General features: G+C 69.6%; 24 protein-coding genes. 15 read left to right on the forward strand and 9 right to left on the reverse strand.

What is annotated here, in order from left to right; genetic code table 11:
- Window positions 1-24: 24 nt before the first annotated feature.
- Window positions 25-462, forward strand: a complete 438-nt coding sequence (locus RAMLITH_RS02260; protein ID WP_168105699.1) for a YbaN family protein — start codon at window positions 25-27, stop codon at window positions 460-462.
- Here the strand turns inward: RAMLITH_RS02260 and ligA are convergent.
- From ligA to smc, 3 genes are read right to left on the reverse strand one after another with little or no spacing between them, the layout of a single operon-like run.
- Window positions 448-2,643 (reverse strand): NAD-dependent DNA ligase LigA, encoded by a 2,196-nt coding sequence (gene ligA / locus RAMLITH_RS02265; protein WP_168105700.1) that lies wholly within the window; start codon window positions 2,641-2,643, stop codon window positions 448-450. The two genes, RAMLITH_RS02260 and ligA, sit on opposite strands and share 15 nt — an antisense overlap.
- 1 nt (window position 2,644) lies before the next feature.
- Entirely contained in the window at window positions 2,645-3,685 is a 1,041-nt protein-coding gene (locus RAMLITH_RS02270; RefSeq protein ID WP_168106419.1) for a cell division protein ZipA C-terminal FtsZ-binding domain-containing protein, read from the reverse strand.
- Window positions 3,686-3,699: 14 nt separating this feature from the next.
- Window positions 3,700-7,215 (reverse strand): chromosome segregation protein SMC, encoded by a 3,516-nt coding sequence (gene smc, locus RAMLITH_RS02275; protein ID WP_168105701.1) that lies wholly within the window; start codon window positions 7,213-7,215, stop codon window positions 3,700-3,702.
- Window positions 7,216-7,374: 159 nt separating this feature from the next.
- Here smc and RAMLITH_RS02280 point away from each other — a divergent pair, with 159 nt between their 5' ends.
- Window positions 7,375-8,265, forward strand: coding sequence for a DUF72 domain-containing protein (locus RAMLITH_RS02280; RefSeq protein ID WP_168105702.1), 891 nt, complete (start codon window positions 7,375-7,377; stop codon window positions 8,263-8,265).
- A 9-nt stretch (window positions 8,266-8,274) separates the two neighbouring features.
- Here the strand turns inward: RAMLITH_RS02280 and RAMLITH_RS02285 are convergent, their stop codons facing one another.
- The gene (locus RAMLITH_RS02285; RefSeq protein ID WP_168105703.1) at window positions 8,275-8,742 is read right to left on the reverse strand and encodes a MarR family winged helix-turn-helix transcriptional regulator; all 468 of its coding nucleotides are present in this window, start codon (window positions 8,740-8,742) and stop codon (window positions 8,275-8,277) included.
- 194 nt (window positions 8,743-8,936) lie between these two features.
- Here RAMLITH_RS02285 and RAMLITH_RS02290 point away from each other — a divergent pair, with 194 nt between their 5' ends.
- The 13 genes from RAMLITH_RS02290 (at window position 8,937) to RAMLITH_RS02350 (ending at window position 21,727) form a co-directional block, all read left to right on the forward strand.
- The gene (locus RAMLITH_RS02290) at window positions 8,937-9,395 is read left to right on the forward strand and encodes a tripartite tricarboxylate transporter TctB family protein (protein ID WP_168106420.1); all 459 of its coding nucleotides are present in this window, start codon (window positions 8,937-8,939) and stop codon (window positions 9,393-9,395) included.
- A gap of 13 nt (window positions 9,396-9,408) precedes the next feature.
- The gene (locus RAMLITH_RS02295; protein ID WP_168105704.1) at window positions 9,409-10,911 is read left to right on the forward strand and encodes a tripartite tricarboxylate transporter permease; all 1,503 of its coding nucleotides are present in this window, start codon (window positions 9,409-9,411) and stop codon (window positions 10,909-10,911) included.
- Window positions 10,912-10,958: 47 nt separating this feature from the next.
- Complete coding sequence (gene dapC, locus RAMLITH_RS02300; RefSeq protein ID WP_168105705.1) at window positions 10,959-12,161, forward strand: succinyldiaminopimelate transaminase; 1,203 nt, start codon at window positions 10,959-10,961, stop codon at window positions 12,159-12,161.
- 4 nt (window positions 12,162-12,165) lie between these two features.
- The gene (dapD, locus tag RAMLITH_RS02305) at window positions 12,166-12,990 is read left to right on the forward strand and encodes a 2,3,4,5-tetrahydropyridine-2,6-dicarboxylate N-succinyltransferase (RefSeq protein ID WP_168105706.1); all 825 of its coding nucleotides are present in this window, start codon (window positions 12,166-12,168) and stop codon (window positions 12,988-12,990) included.
- 146 nt (window positions 12,991-13,136) lie between these two features.
- Window positions 13,137-14,297, forward strand: coding sequence for a PilT/PilU family type 4a pilus ATPase (locus RAMLITH_RS02310; RefSeq protein ID WP_168105707.1), 1,161 nt, complete (start codon window positions 13,137-13,139; stop codon window positions 14,295-14,297).
- Window positions 14,297-15,526: a succinyl-diaminopimelate desuccinylase gene (dapE, locus tag RAMLITH_RS02315; protein ID WP_168105708.1), complete on the forward strand. Its 1,230-nt coding sequence runs from the start codon at window positions 14,297-14,299 to the stop codon at window positions 15,524-15,526. Before RAMLITH_RS02310 ends, dapE begins: the two co-directional genes overlap by 1 nt.
- A gap of 67 nt (window positions 15,527-15,593) precedes the next feature.
- The gene (gene prmB / locus RAMLITH_RS02320; RefSeq protein ID WP_168105709.1) at window positions 15,594-16,466 is read left to right on the forward strand and encodes a 50S ribosomal protein L3 N(5)-glutamine methyltransferase; all 873 of its coding nucleotides are present in this window, start codon (window positions 15,594-15,596) and stop codon (window positions 16,464-16,466) included.
- A complete protein-coding gene (locus tag RAMLITH_RS02325; RefSeq protein WP_168105710.1) occupies window positions 16,463-18,478 on the forward strand; it encodes an ATP-binding cassette domain-containing protein in 2,016 nt (671 codons plus the stop codon). The genes prmB and RAMLITH_RS02325 overlap by 4 nt, the downstream gene beginning before the upstream one ends.
- Window positions 18,479-18,510: 32 nt before the next feature.
- Window positions 18,511-19,035, forward strand: a complete 525-nt coding sequence (locus RAMLITH_RS02330; RefSeq protein WP_168105711.1) for a hypothetical protein — start codon at window positions 18,511-18,513, stop codon at window positions 19,033-19,035.
- A 4-nt stretch (window positions 19,036-19,039) separates the two neighbouring features.
- Window positions 19,040-19,438, forward strand: coding sequence for a hypothetical protein (locus RAMLITH_RS02335; RefSeq protein ID WP_168105712.1), 399 nt, complete (start codon window positions 19,040-19,042; stop codon window positions 19,436-19,438).
- Between the two features lie 100 nt (window positions 19,439-19,538).
- Window positions 19,539-20,036 (forward strand): hypothetical protein, encoded by a 498-nt coding sequence (locus RAMLITH_RS02340; protein WP_168105713.1) that lies wholly within the window; start codon window positions 19,539-19,541, stop codon window positions 20,034-20,036.
- Window positions 20,037-20,245: 209 nt separating this feature from the next.
- Window positions 20,246-21,220, forward strand: coding sequence for a recombination-associated protein RdgC (locus RAMLITH_RS02345; RefSeq protein WP_168105714.1), 975 nt, complete (start codon window positions 20,246-20,248; stop codon window positions 21,218-21,220).
- 297 nt (window positions 21,221-21,517) lie between these two features.
- A complete protein-coding gene (locus tag RAMLITH_RS02350) occupies window positions 21,518-21,727 on the forward strand; it encodes a hypothetical protein (protein ID WP_168105715.1) in 210 nt (69 codons plus the stop codon).
- 79 nt (window positions 21,728-21,806) lie between these two features.
- Here RAMLITH_RS02350 and RAMLITH_RS02355 read toward each other — a convergent pair whose 3' ends face one another.
- The 5 genes from RAMLITH_RS02355 to RAMLITH_RS02375 form a co-directional block, all read right to left on the reverse strand.
- A complete protein-coding gene (locus RAMLITH_RS02355; protein WP_168105716.1) occupies window positions 21,807-22,079 on the reverse strand; it encodes a DUF4242 domain-containing protein in 273 nt (90 codons plus the stop codon).
- 126 nt (window positions 22,080-22,205) lie between these two features.
- Window positions 22,206-22,409, reverse strand: coding sequence for a hypothetical protein (locus tag RAMLITH_RS02360; protein ID WP_168105717.1), 204 nt, complete (start codon window positions 22,407-22,409; stop codon window positions 22,206-22,208).
- Between the two features lie 259 nt (window positions 22,410-22,668).
- Entirely contained in the window at window positions 22,669-23,418 is a 750-nt protein-coding gene (locus RAMLITH_RS02365) for an MBL fold metallo-hydrolase (protein ID WP_168105718.1), read from the reverse strand.
- A 139-nt stretch (window positions 23,419-23,557) separates the two neighbouring features.
- Window positions 23,558-24,013 (reverse strand): OsmC family protein, encoded by a 456-nt coding sequence (locus RAMLITH_RS02370; RefSeq protein WP_168105719.1) that lies wholly within the window; start codon window positions 24,011-24,013, stop codon window positions 23,558-23,560.
- A 236-nt stretch (window positions 24,014-24,249) separates the two neighbouring features.
- A complete protein-coding gene (locus RAMLITH_RS02375; protein WP_168105720.1) occupies window positions 24,250-25,620 on the reverse strand; it encodes a dihydrolipoyl dehydrogenase in 1,371 nt (456 codons plus the stop codon).
- Window position 25,621: the final 1 nt, after the last annotated feature.

The raw sequence follows: 25,621 nt of genomic DNA on the forward strand, positions 1-25,621 counted from the left end.
TAGCGTCACGGCAGAATCGCACCGATGCCCGCGCCGCCGAACTCTTCCGCCCTGACCGATGAACCTCAGCTGTCGCGCCCAGTCCGGTGGCTGCTGAAGGGCGTGGCCGCCGCCAGCCTGGTACTGGCGGTGATCGGGATCTTCCTGCCGATCATGCCGACCGTGCCGTTCGTGCTGCTGGCGGCGTGGGCGGCCACGAAAAGCTCGCCGCGGCTGTCGCACTGGCTCGAGAACCACCCGCGCATGGGACCGCCGATCCGCGAATGGCGCCAGGGTGGCGTCGTCAGCCGCGGCGCGAAATGGTGGGCCACCACCATGATGAGCACGGGCGCGCTGTTCATGATGGCGGTTGTGCGCCCGCTGTGGATTCCCCTCGGCGTGTGCGCCATCATGCTGGCCGTCGGGATCTGGCTCTGGCTGCGGCCGGAGGCCCCGCCGCAGCCGCCTTCAACCGGAAAGTAGCGCCCGTAACCCATCCTCGTCGAGCACGGCGACGCCCAGTTCGCGCGCCTTGTCGAGCTTGCTGCCCGCTTCGGCGCCGGCGATCACGTAGTCGGTCTTCTTGCTGACCGAGCCCGCGACCTTGGCGCCGGCCGCTTCCAGCAGGTCCTTCGCTTCGTCGCGGCTGAGGCTGGGCAAGGTGCCGGTCAGCACGATGGTCTTGCCGGCCAGGGGCTTCGGGGCGCGGGCCGCCGGCTCGCCCTCCTCCCACGTGACGCCGCAGGCGCGCAACTGCTCCACCACCTCGCGGTTGTGCGGCTGCTGGAAGAAGGTGTGGATGCTCTCGGCGACGACCGGCCCGACGTCCGGGACCTCGAGCAGGTGCTCGACGCTCGCATCCATGATCGAGTCGAGCCGGCCGAAGTGGCGCGCCAGGTCCTTGGCCGTCGCTTCGCCGACGTGCCGGATGCCCAGGCCGTAGAGAAAGCGCGGCAAGGTGGTCCGCTTGGACTGTTCCAGGGCCGCGAGCACGTTGCGAGCCGACTTGTCGGCCATGCGCTCCAGGCTCGCGATGGCATTCAGGCCCAGCCGGTACAGGTCGGCCAGCGTCCGGATCACGTTGCCTTCGACCATCTGGTCCACCAGCTTCTCGCCCAGCCCCTCGATGTCCATCGCCCGGCGCTGGGCGAAGTGCAGGATGGCGTGCTTGCGCTGGGCGGCGCAGAACAGGCCCCCGGTGCAGCGGTAATCCGCTTCGCCTTCCTCGCGCACCGCCTCCGCCCCGCAGACCGGACAGTGGCGCGGCATGGTGAATTGCGGCGGCTGGCCGTGCCGCTTGTCCGGGACCACGGCCACGACCTCCGGAATCACGTCGCCGGCGCGGCGCACGATCACCGTGTCGCCGATGCGCACGTCCTTGCGCCTGGCCTCGTCCTCGTTGTGGAGGGTCGCGTTGGTCACCGTGACCCCGCCGACGAACACCGGCGCGAGCTTGGCGACCGGGGTGAGCTTGCCCGTGCGTCCCACGTAGACGTCGATCGCCTCGACCGTCGTCAGCATCTCCTGGGCGGGGAACTTGTGGGCCACGGCCCAGCGCGGCTCGCGCGTCACGAACCCCAGGCGACGCTGCAGTGCCAGGCTGTTGACCTTGTAGACCACGCCATCGATGTCGAACGGCAGCTGGTCGCGTTCGCGCCCGATCGCCTGGTGGTAGGCCACCAGCGCCTCCGGCCCGGCGGCGAGCTGCGTCCGTTCGCTGACCGGAAGGCCCCAGGCCCGCAGCGCCTGCAGCACCTCGAAATGCGTTTCGAAGCGCGGCCCGCCTTCCTCGGGGGGCGTGATTTCGCCCCAGCCGTAGGCGAAGAAACTGAGCGGCCGCTGGCGGGCGATGCCGGGATCGAGCTGGCGCACCGCGCCGGCCGCGGCGTTGCGCGGATTGACGAAAGTCTTCTCGCCCTTGGCGCCCCTGGCGATCTTCTCGCGCTGCAGTTCGTTCAGGCGCTCGAAATCGTCGCGGCGCATGTAGACCTCGCCGCGGACTTCGAGGATGGGAGGGACTGGCGGTGCCCCCTCCCCAGCCCTTCCCCAGCGGGGGAGGGAGTCTTTCTTGGTCCCCTCCCCCTCTGGGGGAGGGCCTCCGGGGTCCTCGAGAAAAGCGCTTGCGCTTTTCTCGGGGTGGAGGTGTGGGTGGGGCCGCCCCTCCAATCGCAACGGAATCTGCCCGATCGTGCGGATGTTCTGCGTGACGTCCTCGCCGATCTCGCCATCGCCCCGCGTGGCCGCCTGCACCAGCACGCCGTGCTCGTAGCGCAGGCTGATCGCCAGGCCGTCGAACTTCAGTTCGGCGACGTACTCGACCGGCAGGTCGCCTTCCGCCAGCCCCAGTTCGCGCCGCACGCGGGCGTCGAAGCTGCGCGCGCCGCTGGCCTCGATGTCAGTCTCGGTGCGGATCGACAGCATGGCGACCTTGTGCCGCACCTTGGCGAATCCCTCCAGCACCTTGCCGCCCACGCGCTGCGTCGGCGAATCGGGTGCGAGCAGCTCGGGATGCTGCGCCTCCAGCACCTGCAGTTCGCGAAACAGCCGGTCGTACTCCGCGTCCGGGATCTCCGGCTGGTCCAGCACGTAGTACCGGTGGGCGTGATGGTGCAGCAGCTCGCGCAGGGCATCCACCCGCTCCCGGATCGTCGCGTCCACCGCCATGTCAGGAGAACAGGCGCCGCGCCAGCGGCGAGCCGGCCGCCAGGTCGCGCGAGTCCAGCGTGTCGTAGAGCTGCTCCAGGTCGGCGCCGATGACGTCCAGGGCCTGCGGCTGGATCGGCTGGCCGTTGTCGTCGGTGACCACCCCGTCCATCGCCGCGGCCAGGGCGTCCGCCGTCTCGCGCATGCGGGCGAATGGCTGCTCGCGCCGGTCTACCTGCGGCACGTCCAGGCTCAGGCTCAACTGGCGCAGCGCCGCCTGCTCCGGATCGTCCGCCAGCGCCGCCTGCGTGTCGAACGACAGGCCCAGCAGCGGCGGCGCTCCTGGGGTGGCCGACGGCAGCACCATGCGGCCGGGCAGCGCGCCGGCCACGAAGCCCAGGCGGGCGGCGTGCTGCTGCACGTACCCAGGGCTCCACGCGGCCTGGCGCGCGCGCAGGGTGAAGGACAGCTGGGCGTCGTGGCCGCTGGCGAACTGGTCCAGTTCGCGCGCCCGCGCCACCTCGTCCAGCATCTCCGGGACGTCCGGAGTGCCGTTGACGGCATCCGCGAAGGCCTGCACCTTCATGACGAACTCCGAATACTCGATCTCGTTGAGCGCGCCGACCCGGTTGGCCAGTTGCACGCCGGCCTGGAACGAGCCATAGCGCTGCCCCGGATGCGGCGTCTCCCACTGCTGCGAATGCGCGTTCAGGCCCTCGATCGCGAACGGCTTGCTGCCCGCACGCCGCGTCGGCGGCATGGCGGCCAGCGCCGCTTCGCCGGAGACCGGCGCTTCCAGGGCGATCGGGGCCAGGACGTCGATCAGCGCATCCAGCCCCGGCTTCCGCTCCGGCAGCGGCAGCGGCGGCGCGACGTCGAACACCGGTTCCTGCCGCTCGGCGTCCAGCGCGGGCCCCAGGCGCGGCTCGACCGGCACCGGCGGTGGCGCGGCCGCCTGGGCCCGGCGCGGCGTGTGGCGGCGCGAGGTCCAGGTGTTCCAGGCGGCCAGGGCCGCCAGCACCATGGCGCCCAGCAGGATCAGGCCCAGCGTGAAGCTGCTCAACGCGCCGGCCCCCGTCATGCGGCCTCGACCATGGAGACCGCCGATTCCATGTCCACGGCGACGATCCGCGAGACGCCCTGCTCCTGCATGGTCACGCCGATCAACTGCTCGGCCATCTCCATCGCGATCTTGTTGTGGCTGATGAAGAGGAACTGCGTGCCGCGGCTCATGCTGGTCACCAGCTTGGCATAGCGTTCGGTATTGGCGTCGTCCAGCGGGGCATCCACCTCGTCGAGGAGGCAGAACGGTGCCGGATTGAGCTGGAAGATCGCGAACACCAGGGCGATCGCCGTCAGTGCCTTCTCCCCGCCAGAGAGCAGGTGGATGGTCTGGTTCTTCTTGCCGGGCGGCTGCGCCATCACCTGCACGCCCGAATCCAGGATCTCGTCGCCGGTCATCACCAGCTTCGCGTTGCCGCCGCCGAACAGCTCGGGGAACATCTTGCCGAAGTGCTCGTTGACGGTGTTGAACGTGCCGGCCAGCAGCTCGCGCGTTTCGCCGTCGATCTTGCGGATCGCGTCTTCCAGCGTCGTGATGGCCTCGTTGAGATCCTGCGACTGCGCGTCCAGGAACTGCTTGCGCTCGCGCGCGGTGGTGAGCTCCTCCAGCGCCGCCAGGTTCACCGCGCCGAGGGCCGCGATCTCGCGGTGCAGCCGGTCGATGTCGCCCTGCATGCCGGCCAGCCGCACGTTGCCGGCCTCGATCGATTTCGCCACCGCCTCCAGATCCGCGCTGGCATCGGCCAGCAGCTGCGAGTACTGCTCGAAGCCCAGGCGCGCGGCCTGCTCCTTCAGCTGGAAGTCGGTGATCCGCTGGCGCAGCGGGTCGAGTTCGCGCTCCAGCTGCAGCCGGCGTTCGTCGCTGGCGCGCAGCTTGGCCGTGAGGTCGTCGTACTCGCTGCGCTTGGCGCCCAGCGCCTGTTCGCGTTCGAGCTTCAGTGCCAGGGCGCTTTGCAGCCCGGCCTGGGCGGCAGCGTCGGTCAGGCGCGAGAGCTCCTCGCGGCCGCGCTGCTCCTCGGCGGCAATGCTCTGCGCCTGCTGCTCCGCCGTTTCGATCGCGCGCCGCAGCTCGGCCAGCCGGGCCTGCACCGAGCGCTGGGCGAACTGCGCCTCCTGCGCCTGTCGCTCCAGGCTGCGATGTTGCTCGCGGCTCTCGCTCACCTTGCGCTCGGCCTCCATCACGCGCTCGTCCAGCTGGGCATGGCGTTCCTGGCTGTCGGCCAGCTGCATGTCCAGCTCCTCGAAGCGCGCCTCGGCCGTCACGCGGCGCTCCTGCAAGTCCTCGAGCTGGGCGTCGACCTCGGCGAGATCGGCGTCGATCTGTTCGCTGCGGACCCGGGTCTGCTCGGCCAGCTGCGTCAGGCGCAGCGTCTCCACCTGCAGTTCATGGGCCCGGCTGCGGGTCTCGGCCGCCTCCCGCCGCGCCAGCACCAGCCGCTGCGAAGCGTCGCTGTACGCCGCCTCGGCGCGTACCAGGGCCGTGCGGGCTTCCTCGGCGATCAGCGCCTGTGCCCGCAACTGCTTTTCCAGGTTCTCGATTTCCTGCTGTCGCGCCAGCAGCCCGGCCTGCTCGGAGTCCTGCGCGTAGAAGCTGACGCTGTGCGCGCTCACCGCGTGGCCGCTCTGGACGTAGATCACCTCACCGACCTGCAGCTGGCTGCGCGCCGCCAGCGCCTCCTCCAGGCTGCGGGCGGTGTAGCAGCCGTGCAACCAGTCCGCCAGCAGCGCCTGCTGGCCGGCGTCGTTGAGCCGAAGCAGTTGCGCCAGCCGCGGCAGCGCGGCCTGGCCTTCGGGGGCCGCCGCCGGCGGCGGACTGTAGAAGGCGAGCCGCGCCGGCGGCGCGTCCGCGGCGAAGGCCCGCACCATGTCCAGGCGCGAGACCTCCAGCGAATTCATGCGCTCGCGCAAGGCGGCTTCCAGCGCGCCTTCCCATCCCTGCTGGATGTGGATGCGCGTCCACAGCGCCTGCAGGTGGTCGAGCCCGTGTTTCGCCAGCCAGGGCTTGAGCTTGCCGTCGATCCGAACCTTCTCCTGCAGCGCCTTCAGGGCCTCCATGCGCGCGGAAAGATCGGCCTGCTTGTGGCTCTCGCTGTTGACGCCCTGCTGCTTCGCGCGCCGGTCCTCGTCGAGCTGCGGTACCTGCTCCTGCAGTTCGTGCAGGCGCCCGTCGGCGGTCTCGGCAGTCTCCTGCGCCGCGGCGAACTGGCCTTGCAACTGGTGCAGCCGCTCCTGGTCGGGCGCGGCCAGCGCGTTGCGGTCGAGCGCGAGCCGTTCGCGCCGCTGCGCGAGCTGCCGCGTCTGCTCCTCGATGTTGCGCTGGTCAGCGGCCAGCACCTGGATCTGCTGCTGCACCTGCGCCACCTGCGCGCGCTGCTCGTTGGCGCGCGCCTGCGCCTGGCGCAGCGCGTCCTCCAGGTCGGGCAGTTGCAGGCCCTGCTCCTCGACCTGCGCGGCCAGCAGCGCGGCCCGTTCCTCCGCGTGCTCGCCCTGAGCACCGAGCGCCTCGGTCTCGGCCGCTGCCTCGTCCCGGCGCGCGGCCCACTGGGCGGTCTGCTGCGTCAGTTGCGCCAGCCGCTGCTCGACCCGCTGCCGGCCTTCGACCACGAAGCGGATCTCCGCTTCCAGCCGTCCGACCTCGGCGCTGGCTTCGTACAGCTGGCCCTGCGCCTGGTTCACCTGGTCGCCGGCGGCATAGTGCGCCTGGCGGATGGTCTCCAGCTCGCTCTCGATGCGGCGCAGGTCGGCCACGCGCGACTCGAGGTCGTTGGCGGCCTTGTCGGCATCCGCCTTGACCTTGCCCTGGTCGGCTTCGCTTTCGGCGCGCTTGAGGAACCACAGCTGCTGCTGCTTGAGGGTGGCCTCCGCCTGCAGCGCGTTGTACTGCTGCGCGACCTCGGCCTGCTTCTCCAGCTTCTCCAGGTTGGCGTTGAGCTCGCGCAGGATGTCCTCCACCCGGGTGAGGTTCTCCCGCGTGTCGGACAGGCGATTCTCGGTTTCGCGCCGCCGCTCCTTGTACTTGGAAACGCCCGCCGCCTCTTCCAGGAACAGGCGCAGCTCCTCGGGCTTGGATTCGATGATGCGGCTGATCGTGCCCTGGCCGATGATGGCGTAGGCGCGCGGGCCCAGCCCGGTGCCCAGGAACACGTCCTGCACGTCGCGCCGGCGCACCGGCTGGTTGTTGATGTAGTAGCTGGAGGTCCCGTCGCGCGTCAGCACCCGCTTGACAGCGATCTCGGCGAACTGGCTCCACTGGCCGCCGGCGCGGTGGTCGGCGTTGTCGAACACCAGTTCGACCGACGAGCGGGAGGCCGGCTTGCGGGTGGTCGTGCCGTTGAAGATCACGTCCTGCATCGACTCGCCGCGCAGCTCGCTGGCCTTGCTCTCGCCGAGCACCCAGCGCACGGCGTCCATGATGTTGGACTTGCCGCAACCGTTGGGGCCCACGACTCCCACGAGCTGGCCCGGCAGCATGAAATTGGTGGGTTCCGCGAACGACTTGAACCCGGACAACTTGATGGAAGTAAGACGCACGGCCTGCTCGAAAGACGCTGACGGGAAGGGGCGCCGGCTGAGCCGCCGGCAGTGGCCCGCATGATACAGGCGGCGCCCGAGCGCCCCGCGGCGGCGCCGCTTGCAACCAAGCGTAAGCCCGGCCAGCGCGGCGGCCCGGGTTCTGGCACAAGTGGCCCCATGGCAGGCCGCATCCGAATCGGCGTCTCCGGCTGGCGCTACACGCCCTGGCGCGGGAACTTCTATCCGGCCAGGCTGGCGCAGGCGCGCGAGCTGGAATTCGCGGCCCGCGCGTTCAACTCGATCGAGCTCAATGGCTCGTTCTATTCGCTGCAACGGCCCTCGAGCTATGCCTCGTGGGCGCGCGAGACGCCGCCGAGCTTCATCTTCGCCGTCAAGGGCGGCCGCTACATCACGCACATGCTCAAGCTGCGCAACGCGCGCACAGCGCTGGCGAACTTCTTCGCCTCGGGCCTGCTGGAGCTCGGCGACAAGCTGGGACCCATCCTGTGGCAGTTCCCGCCGCGGATGAAGTTCAACCCGGGGCTGTTCGAGGAGTTGTTCGACCTGCTGCCGCGGACGGCCACGCAGGCCGCGCTGCTGGCGCGCGGCCACGACGAGCGGATGCGCGAGCGGGTGGCGCTGCAGGTGCGGTTCGAACAGCCGCTGCGCCACGCGGTGGAAGTGCGGCACGACAGCTTCGTCGACCCCGCGTTCATCGCCATGCTTCGCCGCCACGGCGTCGCCTGGGTGGTGGCCGACACGCCCAATCCCTGGCCGCTGTTCGAGGACATCACGGCCGATTTCGTCTACGTCCGGCTGCACGGCTCGACCGAGCTGTACAACAGCCGCTATACGGGCGAGGAGCTGGACCGCTGGGCGCGTTTCATGCGCTCCTGGGCCAACGGCCGCCAGCCGCGGGACGCGCGGCTGATCTCCGCGGAGGCGCCCCCGGCGTGCGCCTCGCGAGACGTCTACTGCTATTTCGACAACACCGACAAGCTGCACGCACCGGACAACGCGCGCGAGTTGATGGATCGCCTCGGCGTGCGCTGGAACCCCGCAGCCTGAGCGGCGGCGTCAGCGCCGCCGTCCGGGCAAATCGCGCGCCGCGGCGTCCACGGCGTCGGCCAGCACCTGCCACTGTTCCAGGTGCATGACGGCGAGCCGGTCCAGGTAGTGGCGCCCCTTGGCGAGCAGGTGCACTTCGACCTGCCGGCGGTCCTGCCGGCCCGGCCGCCGGCGCACCAGCCCGGCCTCCTCGCAGCGCGTGACCAGCGCCACGACGCCGTGCGGCTTGGCCTGCAGCCGTTCCGCGAGCTCGCCGACGGTCGCCCACTCGCGCTCCGGCATCCCGGCGATGTGCACCATCAGCTGGTACTGCAGGGACGTGATGCCCGCGTCGTGCGCGGCGTCCTCGGAAAAACGCAGGAAGCGCCGCAGCGCGTAGCGGAACTGGGAAAGCGCCGTCAGCTGCTGCTTCGTCGGCGCGGTCTGGGCAGGCGCCGCCGGGTGGGGCTTGGCCTGCGCTGTCTGGAAGGCGTGCATCTGTGGTTCGCGCCCCACTCTGGCGTGGGGGCCGTCGCGGTCGAATGTATCAAAGAAAACGGGCTGCCGACGACGAAAGGCCTCGGTGTATCTCCTCATGACATGACATAAACAATGTCATATCGTGATGCTTTTGCACCTGGGCGCGCACGTTTCCCGTGCGCTTTTTTTTCGAGGATCCCCACTTGTTTCGCATAGCCATCCGCAGCCAGAAGAACTTCGCTTCCGGTCTGCTCTACATCGCCGTCGGCCTGGCCTTCGCCGTCGGCGCCACCAGTTACCGGATGGGCGACGCCGCCCGCATGGGCCCGGGCTACTTCCCCTTCGCGCTGGGCCTGCTGCTGGCCTGCATCGGGGCCATCGTGCTGGCCGGCTCGCTGCGCCCGCATGCGCCACCCGAGCACCTGCCGCGATTCCACTTCAAGACGCTGGCGTGGATCCTGGGCTCGGTCGTGCTCTTCGGGCTGCTCCTGGTTCCGCTGGGGCTGGTCGGCTCCCTGATCGTGCTGGTGTTCGTCTCCAGCATGGCCAGCCACGAATTCGGCTGGAAGGGGGCGCTGGTGAACGCCTTCGTGCTGTTGGCGATCTGCGCCGGCGCCTTCGTGTACGGCCTGGGCCTGCAGTTGCCGATGTGGCCGGCGTTCATGGGTTGAGGAGGACGCTGCCATGGAACTGCTTGACAACCTCGCGCTGGGCTTCCAGACCGCGCTCACCTTCCAGAACCTCGCCTACGCCTTCCTCGGGTGCCTGCTGGGGACCTTGATCGGCGTGCTGCCGGGCCTGGGCCCGTCGGCCACGATCGCGATGCTGCTGCCCGTGACCTACGCGCTGCCGCCGGTCTCCGCGCTGATCATGCTCTCGGGCATCTACTACGGATCCCAGTACGGCGGCTCGACCACGGCAATCCTGGTCAACCTGCCCGGTGAGTCGTCGTCGGTCGTCACCGCGATCGACGGCTACCAGATGGCGCGCAAGGGCCGCGCCGGCGTGGCGCTCGCCACCGCCGGGATTTCCTCGTTCGCCGCCGGCTGCTTCGCCACCCTGGTGCTGGCGGGATTCGCGGCCCCGATGGCGGAACTGGCCTTCAAGTTCGGCCCCGCCGAATACTTCTCGCTCATGGTGCTGGGTCTCGTGGGCGCCGTCGTGCTGGCCTCGGGGTCGCTGATCAAGGCCGTGGGCGCGATCGTCCTGGGCCTGCTGCTGGGCCTGGTGGGCACCGACGTCAACTCCGGCGTGGCGCGCTACTCGTTCAGCGTGCCGGAGCTCACGGACGGTCTGAACTTCGTCGCGCTGGCCATGGGCCTGTTCGGCTTTGCCGAAATCGCGTCGAACCTGGAACAGGGCGAGCACCGCGAGACCTTCACCAACAAGGTGACCAACCTGTTCCCGACGAAGGAAGACTTCAGGCGCATGATCCCCGCCGCGGCACGCGGCACGGCGCTCGGCACGCTGCTGGGCATGCTGCCCGGCGGCGGCGCCACGCTGTCGGCGTTCGCGTCGTACACGGTCGAGAAGAAGATGTCCCGGCGGCCGGAGGAGTTCGGCCACGGCGCGATCGAAGGCGTGGCCGGCCCGGAAGCCGCCAACAACGCCGGCGCCCAGACCTCGTTCGTGCCGCTGCTGACGCTGGGCATCCCGTCCAACGTGGTGATGGCCCTGATGGTCGGCGCGATGACGATCCACAACATCCAGCCCGGACCGCAGGTGATGACCAGCAACCCGGACCTGTTCTGGGGCCTGATCGTCTCGATGTGGATCGGCAACGCCATGCTGATCATCCTGAACCTGCCGCTGATCGGCCTGTGGGTGAAGCTGCTGAAGGTGCCCTACCGTTACCTGTACCCGGCGATCCTGGTGTTCTGCTCGATCGGCGTGTACTCGATCAACAACAACGTCTTCGACGTGTTCCAGGCGGCCGCGTTCGGCCTGATCGGCTACATCTTCGTCAAGCTCTCGGTGGAGCCGGCGCCGCTGCTCCTCGGCTTCGTCCTGGGGCCGATGATGGAGGAGAACCTGCGCCGGGCGATGCTGCTGTCGCGCGGCGATTTCTCCACCTTCTTCACGCGTGGCCTGTCGCTCGGGCTGCTGATCGCCGCGGTGTTGCTGGTGGTGCTGGTGGCCCTGCCGGCGGTGTCCAAGACGCGGGAAATCGCGTTCCAGGACGAGTGAAGCGGCGGGTCGCGGCGGCGGTGCCGCGGCCCACTGATAATCGGGGGATGAATCCCCTGTTGTCCCGCCTGCAGCCCTACCCGTTCGAGCGGCTGCGGCAGCTCTTCGCCGACGTCCAGCCCAATGCGGCCTATCGCCCGATCAGCCTGGGCATCGGCGAGCCGACACACCCGACCCCCGCCTTCATCAAGGAAGCATTGACCGCTTCGCTGGCCGGCCTGGCCAGCTATCCGGCCACCACCGGTGTGCCGGCGCTGCGCGAGGCCTGTGCCGGCTGGCTGGAGCGCCGCTACGGCATCGCCGCCGACCCGGCCACCCAGCTGCTGCCGGTCAACGGCTCGCGCGAAGCGCTGTTTTCCTTCGCCCAGACCGTCATCGATCCGACGCGCGACCCGGTCGTGGTCTGCCCCGACCCCTTCTACCAGATCTACGAGGGCGCTGCCCTGCTCGCCGGGGCGCGGCCTTACTACGTGGCAACCGACCCGCAGCGCAACTTCGCCGTCGACTGGGACAGCGTGCCGGACGATGTCTGGGCCCGCACCCAGCTGCTGTTCGTCTGTTCGCCCGGCAACCCGACGGGTGCCGTGATGCCGCTGGACGAGTGGCGCCGCCTGTTCGAGCTGTCCGACCGGCATGGTTTCGTGATCGCCTCCGACGAGTGCTACAGCGAGATCTATTTTTCGGGCCAGGCGCCGCTGGGCGGCCTGGAGGCGGCGGCGCGGCTCGGCCGGACCGACTTCCGCAACCTCGTGATGTTCACCAGCCTGTCCAAGCGCAGCAACGTGCCGGGCATGCGCAGCGGCTTCGTCGCGGGCGACGCCGCGCTGTTGAAGCAGTTCCTGCTGTATCGCACCTACCACGGCAGCGCCATGAGCCCCGTGGTGCAGCAGGCCAGCATCGCCGCCTGGAACGACGAGCAGCACGTGGTCGCCAACCGCGCCCAGTACCAGGAAAAGTTCGGGCAGGTGCTGCCCTTGCTGCAGCCGGTGCTGGACGTGCGGCTGCCCGACGCCGGCTTCTACCTGTGGGCCGGCGTCGGCGGCAGCGACACGGCTTTCGCCCGCGACCTGCTCGCTCAATACAATGTCACGGTGTTGCCGGGCAGCTACCTCGCCCGCGACGCCAGCCGCGCCGGCGCGCCGTACAACCCCGGCAGCGGCCGCGTGCGCATGGCGCTCGTCGCCGAAACCGCCGAATGTGTGGAAGCCGCACGACGCATCGTCCAGTTCGTCCAGTCAAGAGCCAGGTAACTTCATGAGCCAGCAGCTGCAAAGCATCATCGACGCCGCGTGGGAGGACCGCGCCAACATTTCCCCCAAGGCCGCCCCGAAGGAAGTGGCGCAAGCCGTGGAGCACGTGATCGGGGAGCTGAACGCCGGCCGCCTGCGCGTGGCCACCCGCCAGGCCGTCGGCCAGTGGACCGTGCACCAGTGGATCAAGAAGGCCGTGCTGCTGTCGTTCCGGCTGCGCGACAACGAGCTGACCCGCGCCGGCGACCTCGGCTTCTACGACAAGGTGCCGACCAAGTTCGCCGACGTGAGCGCCGAGGAGATGGCGGCCAGCGGCGTGCGGGTGGTGCCGCCGGCCGTGGCGCGCCGCGGCAGTTTCATCGCGAAGAACGCGATCCTGATGCCCAGCTACGTGAACATCGGCGCCTATGTCGACGAAGGCACCATGGTCGACACCTGGGCCACCGTCGGCTCGTGCGCCCAGGTCGGCAAGAACGTGCACCTGTCCGGCGGCGTCGGACTGGGCGGCGTGCTCGAGCCCCTGCAGGCCAACCCGACGATCATCGAGGACAACTGCTTCATCGGCGCCCGCTCGGAAGTGGTCGAAGGGGTGATCGTCGAGGAGAACTCGGTGATCTCCATGGGCGTGTACATCGGCCAGAGCACCAAGATCTACGACCGCGCCACCGGCACGGTCTCGTACGGCCGGATCCCCGCCGGCTCGGTGGTGGTGTCGGGCAACCTTCCCAGCGCCGACGGCAAGTACAGCCTCTATTGCGCGGTGATCGTCAAGCGCGTGGATGCGCAGACCCGGGCGAAGACGAGCCTGAACGATCTGCTGCGGGATTGACCGTTTTTGAATACCGGACGCAGAAGCCGCAAAGGTGACGCAGAAGCCGCAGAAGGGACCTGAAGAATGAATGACCTTTGCGGCTTCTGCGAGTTATTGCGGCTTCGGCGTCCGGCTGTCCGCATTCATAAGACGAGGAGCGCCACATGAGCGGCACGATGGAGCGCATCCTGCGCCTGATGAGCGAGAAGAAGGCCTCGGACGTGTATCTCTCCGCACACGCGCCGGCGCTCATCAAGATCAACGGGCAGTGCCTGCCGATCAACAACCAGCTGCTGCCGGCGGACGCGCCGCGGGCGCTGATGGCCGAAGTGCTGCCGGCCGAGCGCATGAAGGAACTGGAAGCCACCGGCGAGCTGAACATGGCCCACGCGATCGAAGGCGTCGGCAACTTCCGCTTCTCTGCCATGCGCCAGCGCGGCACCTATGCCGCCGTGATCCGCTACATCACGACCGACATCCCGCCGCTCGCCTCGCTGTCGGTACCGTTGATCCTGGGCGACCTGATCATGGAAAAGCGCGGCCTGCTGCTGATGGTCGGCGCCACCGGCTGCGGCAAGAGCACGACGCTGGCGGCGATGATGGACCATCGCAACGAGCGCGTCTCCGGGCACATCCTCACCATCGAGGATCCGGTCGAATTCCTGTTCAGGAACAAGAAATCGGTGGTCAACCAGCGGGAGGTCGGGAGCGACACCGCCTCGATGCAGACGGCCTTGAAGAACGCGTTGCGCCAGGCGCCGGACGTGATCCTGATCGGCGAGATCCGCGACCGCGAAACCATGTCGGCGGCGATCGCGTACGCCCAGTCGGGCCACCTGTGCCTGGCGACCATGCACGCCAACAACAGCTACCAGGCGCTGAACCGGATCCTGAGCTTCTACCCCGTGGAGGTCCGCCCGACGATGCTCGGCGACCTGGCAGCCGCGCTCAAGGCCATCGTGTCGCAGCGGCTGCTGCGCACTGTGCATGGCAGCCGGACGCCGGCGGTGGAAGTCATGCTCAACACCAAGCTGGTGGCCGAGCTGATCGAAAAAGGCGACTTCTCCGGCGTCAAGGAAGCCATGGAGAAGTCGATGGCCGAAGGCTCGCAGACCTTCGAGCAGGACATCGCCCGCCTGATCATGGACGGCTTCATCGACAAGAAGGAGGGCCTGGCCTACGCCGACTCGCCCACCAACCTGCAATGGCGGCTGCAGAACGACTTCCGCGGCAAGGAGCAGGAGCAGGTCGAGGAAGGCGCTTCGGCCGAAGACCTCGACGACGAGCCGTCCTTCACCGAAATCACGCTCGACGTGAAGCACTGATGTCGCGCACGCTGCACCTGGCCGAACAGCTCATCTCCCGCCGCTCCGTCACCCCCGAAGACGCCCAGTGCCAGGAGATCCTGGCCCAGCGCCTGCAGTCGCTGGGCTTCGAGTGCGAGCCGCTGCCCAGTGGACCGGCCGAGTTCCGCGTGAGCAACCTGTGGGCCCGCCGTCCAGGACGCCTGCACGGCCAGGCGGCCGGCCGCACCATCGTCTTCGCGGGCCACACGGACGTCGTCCCGACCGGCCCGCTGGACCAGTGGACGAGCGATCCGTTCACGCCGACCCACCGCGACGGCAAGCTGTACGGACGCGGCGCGGCCGACATGAAGACGTCGATCGCTTCGTTCGTGGTCGCGATCGAGGAATTCCTCGCCGCCGATCCGGACCCGGCCCTGTCCATCGCGCTGCTGGTCACCAGCGACGAGGAAGGACCGGCGGTCGACGGCACCGTGGTGGTCTGCGAACAGCTCGCGGCGCGCGGGGAGCGCCTGGACTTCTGCATCGTCGGCGAGCCCACCTCGGTCGAGCGGGTCGGCGACATGATCAAGAACGGCCGCCGCGGCAGCATGAGCGGCAAGCTGGTGGTGGAAGGCGTGCAGGGCCATATCGCCTATCCGCAACTCGCTCGCAACCCGATCCACCAGGCTTTGCCGGCCCTGGCGGAACTGGCGGCCGTCGAATGGGACCGCGGCAACGAGTTCTTTCCGCCGACCAGCTTCCAGATCAGCAACGTCCATGGCGGCACCGGCGCGACCAACGTCATCCCGGGATCGGTCGTGATCGACTTCAATTTCCGCTACAGCACGGAGTCCACGCCCGACGGCCTCCAGCAGCGGGTCGAGGAAGTGCTGAACCGGCACGGACTGGACTACGAGCTCGACTGGACCGTGGGCGGGCTGCCGTTCCTCACCCGTCCCGGCGAGCTGGTGACGGCGGTGCAGGAGGCCATCCGCGCGGAGACCGGGCTGGAGACCGAGCTGTCCACCACCGGCGGCACCAGCGACGGCCGCTTCATCTCGCGCATCTGCCCGCAGGTGATCGAGCTGGGCCCGGTGAACGCGACGATCCACAAGATCGACGAGCACGTCCGCGTCGCCGACATCGAGCCGCTGAAGAACATCTACCGGCGGGTGCTGAAGAACCTCGAAGCGGCAGTCGCGACGGGGATCGGACAGCCGAACGCAGTGGCCGCAGAAGCTGCGCAAAAGCCGCAAGAGGACGCCTGAAAGTCTTTGCTGTTTTTTTGCGGCTTCTGCGTCACCTTTGCGGCTTCTGCGTCCGGTATTCAATTCCATGACCCTCATCGAACTCGTCAACCACAGCGCCGCCCGGCTGGAAGAAGCCGGCGTCGCCTTCGGCCACGGCACCACCAACGCCTTCGACGAGGCGGCCTGGCTCGTGCTGTGGGCGCTCGGGCTGCCGCTCGACGACCTCGACGGCGTCGCCGACATGGCGCTGTCGCCGCAGCAGTGCGCCACCGTCGAAGAGCTGGTCGCCGAGCGCATCCGCACCCGCAAGCCGGCGGCGTATCTCACCCGCGAGGCCTGGCTCCAAGGCGTGCCGTTCTACGTGGACGAGCGGGCCATCGTGCCGCGCAGCTTCATCGCCGAGCTGCTCGCCGGCGGCGACCTCGATCCGTGGTTCGACGGCAGCGGCCGCATCCTGGACCTGTGCACCGGCAACGGCAGCCTGGCCGTGCTCGCGGCGATGGCTTATCCCGACGCCGCGGTTGCCGGCGCCGAACTCTCGCCCGATGCGCTGGCGGTCGCGCGCATCAACGTCGACCGGCACGGATTGCAGGACCGCATCGAACTGGTCGAATCGGACGGGCTGCAAGCCGTGTCCGGCGCCTTCGACCTGATCCTGTGCAATCCGCCGTACGTCAACGCCGCGAGCATGGCGCAACTGCCCGCCGAATACCGGGCCGAGCCGCAGCTGGCGCTGGCGGGCGGCGCCGACGGCATGGACTTCGTGCGGCGGCTGCTGCACGAGGCCCCGGCGCACATGAATCCGGGGGCCGCGCTGGTGCTGGAGATCGGCAACGAGCGGCCGCACTTCGAGGACGCCTTCCCGCAACTCGCGGCCGTGTGGCTGGAGACCAGCGCCGGCGACGACCAGGTGCTGCTCCTGACGCGGGAAGCCCTGGCCGGCGGGGAGCGCCCGTGATCCTCCTGCGCAACGTCACCCTGCGCCGCGGCGCCAAGGTGCTCCTCGACCAGGTCTCGGTCACGATCAATCCCGGCGAGAAAGTCGGGTTGGTGGGGCGCAATGGGGCCGGCAAGTCGTCGCTGTTCCGGCTGATCGACGGCCAGCTGCACGAGGACGCCGGCGAATTCACGATGCCGGCGCAATGGCGCCTGAGCCAGGTGGCCCAGGACATGCCGGAGACCGACGAGCCGGCCACGGACTTCGTGCTGGGCAGCGACACCCGGCTCATGGAGCTGCGCAACGCGCTGGCACGGGCCGAGGCGCAGGCGCACGCGAGCGGCGACCATGCGGCCGCCGGCATGGAGATCGCCCATCTGCATTCGGACCTGGCCGATGCCGGCGAGCACGACGCCGTGCCGCGCGCCCAGTCGCTGATCCTGGGCCTGGGCTTCAAGCCGGCCGACCTGGACCAGCCCGTGAGCAGCTTCTCCGGCGGCTGGCGCATGCGCCTGCAGCTGGCGCGGGCGCTCATGTGCCCGTCGGACCTGCTGCTGCTGGACGAGCCCACCAACCACCTGGACCTGGATGCGCTGGTGTGGCTGGAGGCATGGCTCAAGCGCTACCAGGGCACGCTGATCGTGATCAGCCACGACCGCGAGTTCCTCGACGCCGTGACCGACGTCACCGTGCACATCGAGCGCCAGCAGCTCACGCGCTACGGCGGCAACTACAGCGCGTTCGAGACGCTGCGGGCACAGCAGCTGGAGCTGCAGCAGGCCGCGTATTCGAAGCAGAAGGAAAAGATCGCGCACCTGCAGAAGTTCATCGACCGCTTCAAGGCCAAGGCCAGCAAGGCAAAGCAGGCGCAAAGCCGGGTCAAGGCGCTGGAGCGGATGGAGAAGATCGCCCCGGTGCTGGCCGAGGCCGAATTCACCTTCGAGTTCAAGGAGCCCGCCAACCTGCCCAACCCGATGCTGGCGATCCGCGACGGCGAGTTCGGGTATGTGGTCGACGGCGAACGGAAGTTGATCGTCGGCGGCGTCGACAAGTCCGTGCTCGCCGGCGAGCGCATCGGCATCCTCGGTGCCAACGGCCAGGGCAAGTCCACGCTGGTCAAGACGATCGCGCGGGCCATTCCGGCGCTCGGCGGGACCGTCACCGAAGGCAAGGGCCTCAACATCGGCTACTTCGCGCAGCAGGAACTCGACGTGCTGCGGCCGCAGGACACGCCGCTGGAGCACATGACGCGGCTGGCGCGCGAACTCGGCCCCAACTCGGGGGAGTCGGGACGCGAGCAGGACCTGCGCAACTTCCTGGGCACCTTCAACTTCAGCGGCGACATGGTGGCGCAGGCCGTCGGCACGATGAGCGGCGGCGAGAAGGCGCGGCTGGTGCTGGCGATGATCGTCTGGCAGCGCCCCAACCTGCTGCTGCTGGACGAGCCGACCAACCACCTGGACCTGGCCACGCGCGAGGCGCTGGCCATGGCCCTCAACGAATTCGAAGGCACGGTGATGCTGGTGAGCCATGACCGGGCCCTGCTGCGCGCCGTGTGCGACGAGTTCTGGCTGGTCGGGCGCGGCCGCGTGCAGCCGTTCGACGGCGACCTGGACGACTACCAGCGCTACCTGCTGGAGGAGTCGAGGCGCCTGCGGGAAGAGGCGCGCCAGGAAGCGAGGGACGGCGCGCGCACGCCGGCCGCCACGGCGCCACCCGTGCCGGCCCCTTCCGCGCCGGAGCGCTCGCCGCAGGAGCAGCGGCGCCTGGACGCCCAGCAGCGCCAGCAGCTCGCGCAGCGCACCAGGCCGCTCAAGCGCGAACTGGAACAGGTGGACCAGAGGATGGCGCAGCTCGATGGAGCCAAGGCGGAACTCGAAGCGCGACTGGCCGCCCCGCTGCCACCGGCCGAGATCGCGGACGCGGGCAAGCGGCTGAAATCCATCCACGACGAAGTTGCCGTGCTGGAAGAGCGCTGGCTGGACCTGTCGAGCCGTATCGAGGCCATCGAAGCGGCGCGCGAAGACGCTTGATCCGTGGCCGCCTGCGCCCCATCATGTCCGCCATGACCAGCGCGCTCCAACTCGCGCGAGGCAATCCGGTCCTGGAAGGGGCCGTGCGCCGCGCCCGCAAGCTCCTCAATCGCCGGGCCCTGCTCGGCGCGGCGGCCAGCGCCGTGCCCGTCCCGGGGGTGGACTGGGCCGTCGACGCCGCCCTGCTCTCGCGCCTGGTTCCCGCCATCAACGCCGAGTTCGGCCTCACGCCCCAGCAGATCGACCGGCTGCCGGCGCACAAGCGCGACGACGTGCAGAAGGCCGTGGCGGTGGTCGGCTCCATGCTGGTCGGCAAGTTCATCACCCGCGACCTCGTCGTCCGCATGGCGCAGGCCGCCGGCAAGCGCATCGCGGCGAAGCAGGCCGCCAGGTACGTCCCGATCGCGGGGCAGGCGGTGTCGGCGCTCATGGGCTACACGGCGCTGCGCTATCTGGGCGAGGAACACATCAAGGACTGCGTGCGGGTGGTGCTCGACGCCAGGCTGGCGCTGCCGGCGCCCGCCGCTGCTTCGACCACCGACCGCCTGCCGGAATGACGGCATGAGGTCCGCGCCAGGGTCACGGGCAGACGCGCCAACCGGCTGGTGGGTCGCCGGCGCCCTGCTGCTCGCCCTGGCGGCGCTGCTCGCCTGGACTGCATGGCAGAACCAGGCGCTGCGTGGCAGGGTCGCGGGCCTGGAGCGGGAAAATCGCGCGCTGGCGCAGGCCCTCGCGGCGCGTGCCGCCGCGGCGCCGACACCCGGCTCGGCCGGTGCGCTCGCGGCCGTTGCGGGCCGGCCGCCGCCTGCCGCTGCCGCGCCGGCCGCCGCTGCCCCCTTCGCGCCCCATGCCAGCCTTCCCGCCTCGTCGCCGGCGCGCGCAGGCCCGCTGGAGGAAGCCTTGCAGGGCCTGCGCGCGCCCGTCCCCAGCCCTGGCGCCAGCCCGTTCGGCCACCGCTGAGGTGTGCCTTCCGGCGGGGGGCGTTGCAACCTTGATCAGGCTCAAGGACATGCCCGGCCGTTGGAGCCACCGTCCGGACACAACAACCTGGAGAACTCACATGTCCGATGGTCCGTCCCGGCAGCCCGGTTTCGCCCGCGCGTGGCGCCACCTGCTTCTTGGCCTGCTGATGCTGCTGCCGATGCTGTCCATGGCGCAAAGCTACGTGGGAAAGGTTTGCGCGGTCAACACGCTGACGACGCGCGACCAGGGCCCGGTTACCCCCGTGGTCTTCGTCATGGAGTTCGACGTCACGAATCTCGGCGGCACCACCTACTCGGTGGCCGGCGGCCTCCTCGCCCCGCCCGACGAGCCGGTGGTGGCGACCGGACACGCGACGCTGGTCGGAAACGAGCTTTACTTCAACCTGATCGTGACGCAGGCCCATGCGGACGGCTGGGTGGATACCGGCATCAACCGCACGCGCCTGAACCTGTCGACCCTGACCGGCACGTTCTACGAGATCGGACACGACTACAACACGGGCACCAGGACGTATGACCAGAACCGGTACAGCGCGGGCACCGTGGCGCTGTCGCTGGGGGCCTGCCAGCGCTGAGCGCGGCGCCCTTTCGGGACATCCCGCGCGGCCCGGGCGGGGCCGCCGCCCGCAGCCGCGGCGACTTGTCAACACCCCTGCGGCAGCCCTGTTGTGAATTGACCGCAGCGCGCCCGCCGGCCGCGGCGCCGGCGGGGGGGCGGCCGTAGAATCGCGCGCTCGTCTTCCTGACCGACGGCGGCCGTGCCGCCGTCATCACCCACCGCTCGATGTTCAAAAGCGCGTCCTACTACCGAATCGATCCGGGCTTCGTCCTCCCCTCCCTCGACGCCCTCGAAGAAGCCCTGCAGTCCGCCCGCTTCCTGCCTTGCGGCGCCACCCAGACCGACTCCGCCGGGTGGGTGCCGCCCCGCGGCAGGAAGAGCGTGGCGCTCGCCGAGATGGTCGGCGGCCACCTGATCCTGAGGTTGTGCACCGAGCGGCGCGCCTTGCCCGCCTCCGCGGTCAAGGCGGCGCTCGAGGAGCGCATCGAGAAGTACCGGCAGGAAACCGGCAACGAGCGCGTCGGCGCCAAGCTGAAGAAGGAATTCAAGGAAGAAATCGTCTTCGAGCTGCTGCCGCGCGCGTTCACCAAGCGATCGAGCACCTTGCTCTGGCTGGATCCGGCCAACCGGTTCCTGGTCGTCGACAGCGGCAGCCTCTCCGGGGCCGACAAGATCGTGACGGCGCTGGTCGAGGCCTTGAGCAAGGTCGGCGGCGCCCCCTTCGCGGTCAAGCCGGTGCGCACGAACAGTTCGGCCGCGGCGTCGATGTCGCACTGGCTGTCCACGCGCGAGGCGCCGGTGGGATTCACCGTCGACCGCGACTGCGAGCTGAAGACGCCCGACGACCAGAAGTCCACGGTGCGCTATTCGCGCCATACGCTGGAGATCGACGAGGTGCCGCAGCACATCGCCGCCGGGAAGGTGCCGACCCAGCTGGCGCTGACCTGGAGCGACCGCGTGTCGTTCGTCCTGAGCGAGTCGGCGCAGCTGCGCAAGCTCAAGCTGCTGGACGTCGTGATGGACGGCGTGCAGCAAGGCGGCAAGGACGACGACGGCTTCGACACCGATGTGGCGATCCTCACCGGCGAACTCACCGGATTGCTGCCCGACCTGCTCGACGCGCTGGGCGGCGAGATGGAGGACGGCCCGGCCGCGCCCGCCGCCGTGGCCGAGCCCGAGGCCGAACTGGCGCCGTTCTGAAGGTGGTCCGGGCCCCGCGGGCGCGCGTTTCTTGATCGCCCTCAAATTAATTTGCAACAGCGCCGCTGGATAAGGCTGTGGATAAGCATGGGCTTGCCCGTGCACAACAAACCCGCGTGGCGCCGCAACGGAGCACGGGCGCGCGGCGCGCGGGCGTCTGAAGCTTCATCCAGTCGGTTGTGACAGGCGCGACGCGGCGCCGGCCGGGTCCCTTGTCCGCCCCCGGCGCGCGGCCTACAGTCTCGCAGCCGCAAATCGCGACGGCGACGAATCTCCGAGGAGGTGGCTTCGCGCGCTATGCCCCAGACCCTGCACACCAAACTGTCCGAATGGCGCGACGCCGAACGCAAGGCGTGCGCCGCGGAACGCTCGCTCACGCACCTGCTCTTCGAACGGCTCGAGGAGCCGCCGCCGACCGAGGGCCTGGCCGCCGAAGCCAGGCTCCTGCGCGAACAGGCCAACGAGAAACTGCGCGCCGCGATCGCGGCGCTGCGGCCGAAGCGCTAGCGGCTGGAAACCTGCCGTGACGCCGGGACACCCCGGGCAGTGAGGGCCGTCACACGCTTCGGTACGCCCGAACGTGCGTCTATTCCGCGGTCGCCGGGTCGATCACGGCCCGCACGGTGGAGATGCGCGTGACCGGGAAGCCTCCGCGCTCGGCGTGCTGGCGGACCGCGTCTTCGTTGTCGGCGATGTAGACGCAGAAGATCTTGTCGTCGGTCACGTAGCTCTGCTGCCACGTCACCCGAGGCGCCATGTCGCGCAGCACGTCGCACGACTTCTGGGCGACCCCGCGCAGGTCGGATGGCGACAGCTTGCCGGCATCGGGCAGATCGCGTTCGATCACGTATTTGGGCATTTCATGTCTCCTTGCACGGGTTCAGGGGGGGTGGAGTATGGTTGCGGCGCGCGTAACAGCCAAGCGACCGGGAGCGTTGCCGTGCAACCGGCGTAACCAGACGGCTTCGGCCGGCGCTCCGCCGGCTCAGCGCAGCAGTCGCAGCCAGGAGTCGTACTCGATAGCGCCGGCCTCCCCGGGCGCGCGGTCGCCGTCCCGCGGCCGCAGGGAGCGCAGCATCGCAGCAAGCGCGTGCTCGATCAGCTCGATCGTCTCGAGCGATACCGGATGAGGACAGGCCCCGCCATCCTCGTGCTCGACCACGTTGTTCGTCTCGCAATGAACGGCCATCTGCTTCTCCTGATGCGCCTGCCGGCGCGCTGGTTGATCGGAGTGGCGACGCAGGCGCCGCGGCACCCGCTGGAGACAAGCATGGCGGCGTGCCGTTCCTGAAACGTTCCTGGACTCCGAGCCCGGATGCCGGGCCGAGTGACCGCTGCGAACCCGCGGTCGGGTTTCGCAGCGGGTCGCCCGGCTTCGATCGAGGCAGGTGAGACTACTTCGTCGACCTCGCCGCCGCGCAGGAGGCCCGGCGACAGCAATGCCGCTATCAGCCTTGCGGGCTCTGCGCCATCTGCCCGCAGTATTTCTGCAGTTCCTGCGGCAGGTCCGCCGGGCACTCGCCGCAGGAGCGGTTTCCCGGCACCGCGTAATCGATGAACCTGGGATAAGGCAGGTTCAGCGAGCCCATGATCTGCCGGAACTCCTCGAGCGTCCTGCCGCCGCCCAGGCGCGGGTTGCGGGCCCTCTCCTGTGCGATCGAGGACACGTGGCGTCCGGCATAGTCGTGCGCCGGATAGACGAGCGTCTCGCCGGGCAGGCTGAACAGCTTGCCAGTCACGGAGCGATACAGCGTGTCCGCGTCGCCGTTCTGGAAATCGGTGCGGCCGCAGCCGTCGATCAGCAGCGCATCGCCCGTGAAGACGCGCTCGCCAGCGACGAACGCGAAGTGGCCGTCGGTGTGGCCCGGCGTGTGCAAGCCCCGCACGCCGATCGAGCCGACCTCCAGCGGCGGCCCTTCCTCGATGCCGACGTCAACGCAATCCAGCCGGTCGATGGCCGGTGCGGCGATCCGGCTGCCGGTGCGCTGCTTCAACTCCCGCGCGGAGGTGATGTGGTCCGCGTGGATGTGCGTGTCCAGCGTGTACGCCAGCCGCAGCCCCAGCTCCTGGAGCACCCGCAGGTCGCGGTCGATCGAGTTCACCACCGGGTCGATCAGCACGGCCTGCCCCGTCTCCGGACAGCCGAGCAGATAGGTGTAGGTGCTGGAGACCGGCTCGAAGAGTTGCTTGAAGATCATGCGTGCGCTCCTGCGCTGACTGGCGGTTTATGCACTGCCGCCGGCAGGCCGCCTGTCGGACGGCGCCGCACGATACTGTCGAGGGTATTCGTGACCGCGCGCGGACGCCGCCGGCAGGCGGCGCGACGCGGCCCGAACGTCACTGCGCCGCCGGCGCCGCCTCCGCGAACGTGACCGTCGGCACCAGGTCGCATTCGGCGTTCAGCGAGTTGGTCACGAGGCAGGTGCGCTTGGCCTTGTCCAGCACGGTGCGGGCCAGCGTTTCGCGCTCGGGCGAGGAGATCGACAGACGGGGCTTGACCGTGAACCGCACGAAACGCGACACGCCTTCCACCCGGTCCAGGACGCCTTCGACGTCGACGTCCAGGCTGCTCCACTCCAGTTTCGATGCCCTGGCGACGGCGCGGAACGACAGGATGTAGCAGTCGGCGACGGACGCGACCAGCAGCGACTCGGGCGACCAGTAGCCTGGCGGGCCGTCGAATTCCGGCGGCGCGCTCGTCTCGAGGTCGGGCGCGTCCTGCGTCGTCACGCGGACACTGCCGCTGGCGCTGCCCTGGGCCTGGACGTGGTAGCGATGGGGGAAGGGATGCATGGTATTCCGCCGGGAAGTTCAGGGATAAGCCGAAGCTTATAGAAGGCAAGCTGTCGGGCTTTTGATCAAAGCCAAGCTTCGGCTCATTCATAAGCGACGATCCATGTCGACCGACTGAACCGCCGCCGTTCAGGCGCGGATATACGCCCAGCCCTCGCGCTGCACCGCGCGCTGGCGGTCGGCGCATGCAGCAGGATGCGTTCCCTCGTCTCGTCCGTCACTGGGTACTCGGGGGGTCAGGCATTCGTGGCCAGGCGGGATGCGACGTCCTTCAGTGCGGACTGCAGCATCTCCTCCACGCTCGGGTGGTAGTACGGCATCTCGAGCAGGCTGGACGCGGATTCGCGCCGCTGGATGGCCCACGCGAGCAGATGCGCGAGGTGCTCGCCGTGGGTCGCGATCAGGCTGGCGCCCACCAGCGTCCCGCTGCCGGGCTCCGCGTAGACGCGCACGAGGCTGTCCGTCGCGCCCAGGATGCGAGAGCGGCCATTGCCGGAGCCTTCCGCCGTGCCCACGACCGCGCCCGCCGGCAGCCGGTCGAACGGCAGGCCGACGGTCGCCACGTCGGGATCGCTGAATACGATCGAGAGCGGCACCCGGCGCGGCGCGACCTCGGGTGAGCGCCCGTCAAGGAGCGCCAGCGCGCCCTGGGCGGCGATCACCCCTTCGTCCGCCGCCTCGTGCATCAGCGGCCGGTCGGGCTGCACGTCGCCGGCCAGGATCACGCTGGTGCCGCCAGCCCGCAGCGTGACGGCGTCGACCTGCGGCCGGCCCTTGCCATCCAGTGCCACGCCGGCCTGGGCCAGGTCGAGGCGCTCGACGTTGGGCCGGCGGCCAATGGCGGCCAGCACCATCTCGACCGTCTCGCTCTGCCCGCCGGCCGATACGCGTACGCCATCGGGAACGGCCTGCGCTTCCATGGCATGGCCCAGCCACATCGGCACTTCGCGGCCAAAGCGCTGCAGCGCCCGCTCGCGCACCGCCGGATCGACGATGCCGGCCACGGTGTCGAGCAGGTCGCCGGCCACGACGCGCACGCCCAAGCGCGACAACGCGAGGCCCATCTCCAACCCGATCGCGCCCAGGCCGACGATGCCCACGCTGCGTGGCAGGCGCTCCAGTTCGAACAGGCTATCGGTGGTCAGGAGGCGTTCACCCAGGGCCGCCAATGCCGGCGGCACGACGGGCCGGGACCCGGTCGCGACGACGAAGGCGCGGGCGCGCACGCGCTGGCCGTCGACGTCGATCTCGTCCGGCCCGACGAATCGCGCCGTCCCCATCAGCAGGCGCTCGCCGGCGGCCGCGCGCGTGCGCTGGGCCGCGCCTTGCGCCAGCGCGTCGCGAGTGGCGCGGGCGCGCGCCCAGAGCGCGTCGGCGGAGGTGCCCGCCACCGGCGCGCCGCCGGCGAGCTTCCGCAGCAGCGACCAGTCGTGCGCCGCATGCAGCACGGCCTTGGACGGCATGCAGCCGACCCGCGCACAGGTGGTGCCCAGCGGCCCATGGTCGATCCACAGCGCGGCGCGGCCGGCGCGGGTGATCTCGCGAAAGGCGGTGCTGCCGGCGGTGCCGGCGCCGATGACCACGATGTCGGTGGTGAGGACGTTCACA

This window comes from Ramlibacter lithotrophicus (genome assembly GCF_012184415.1).
Lineage (GTDB): Bacteria > Pseudomonadota > Gammaproteobacteria > Burkholderiales > Burkholderiaceae_C > Ramlibacter > Ramlibacter lithotrophicus.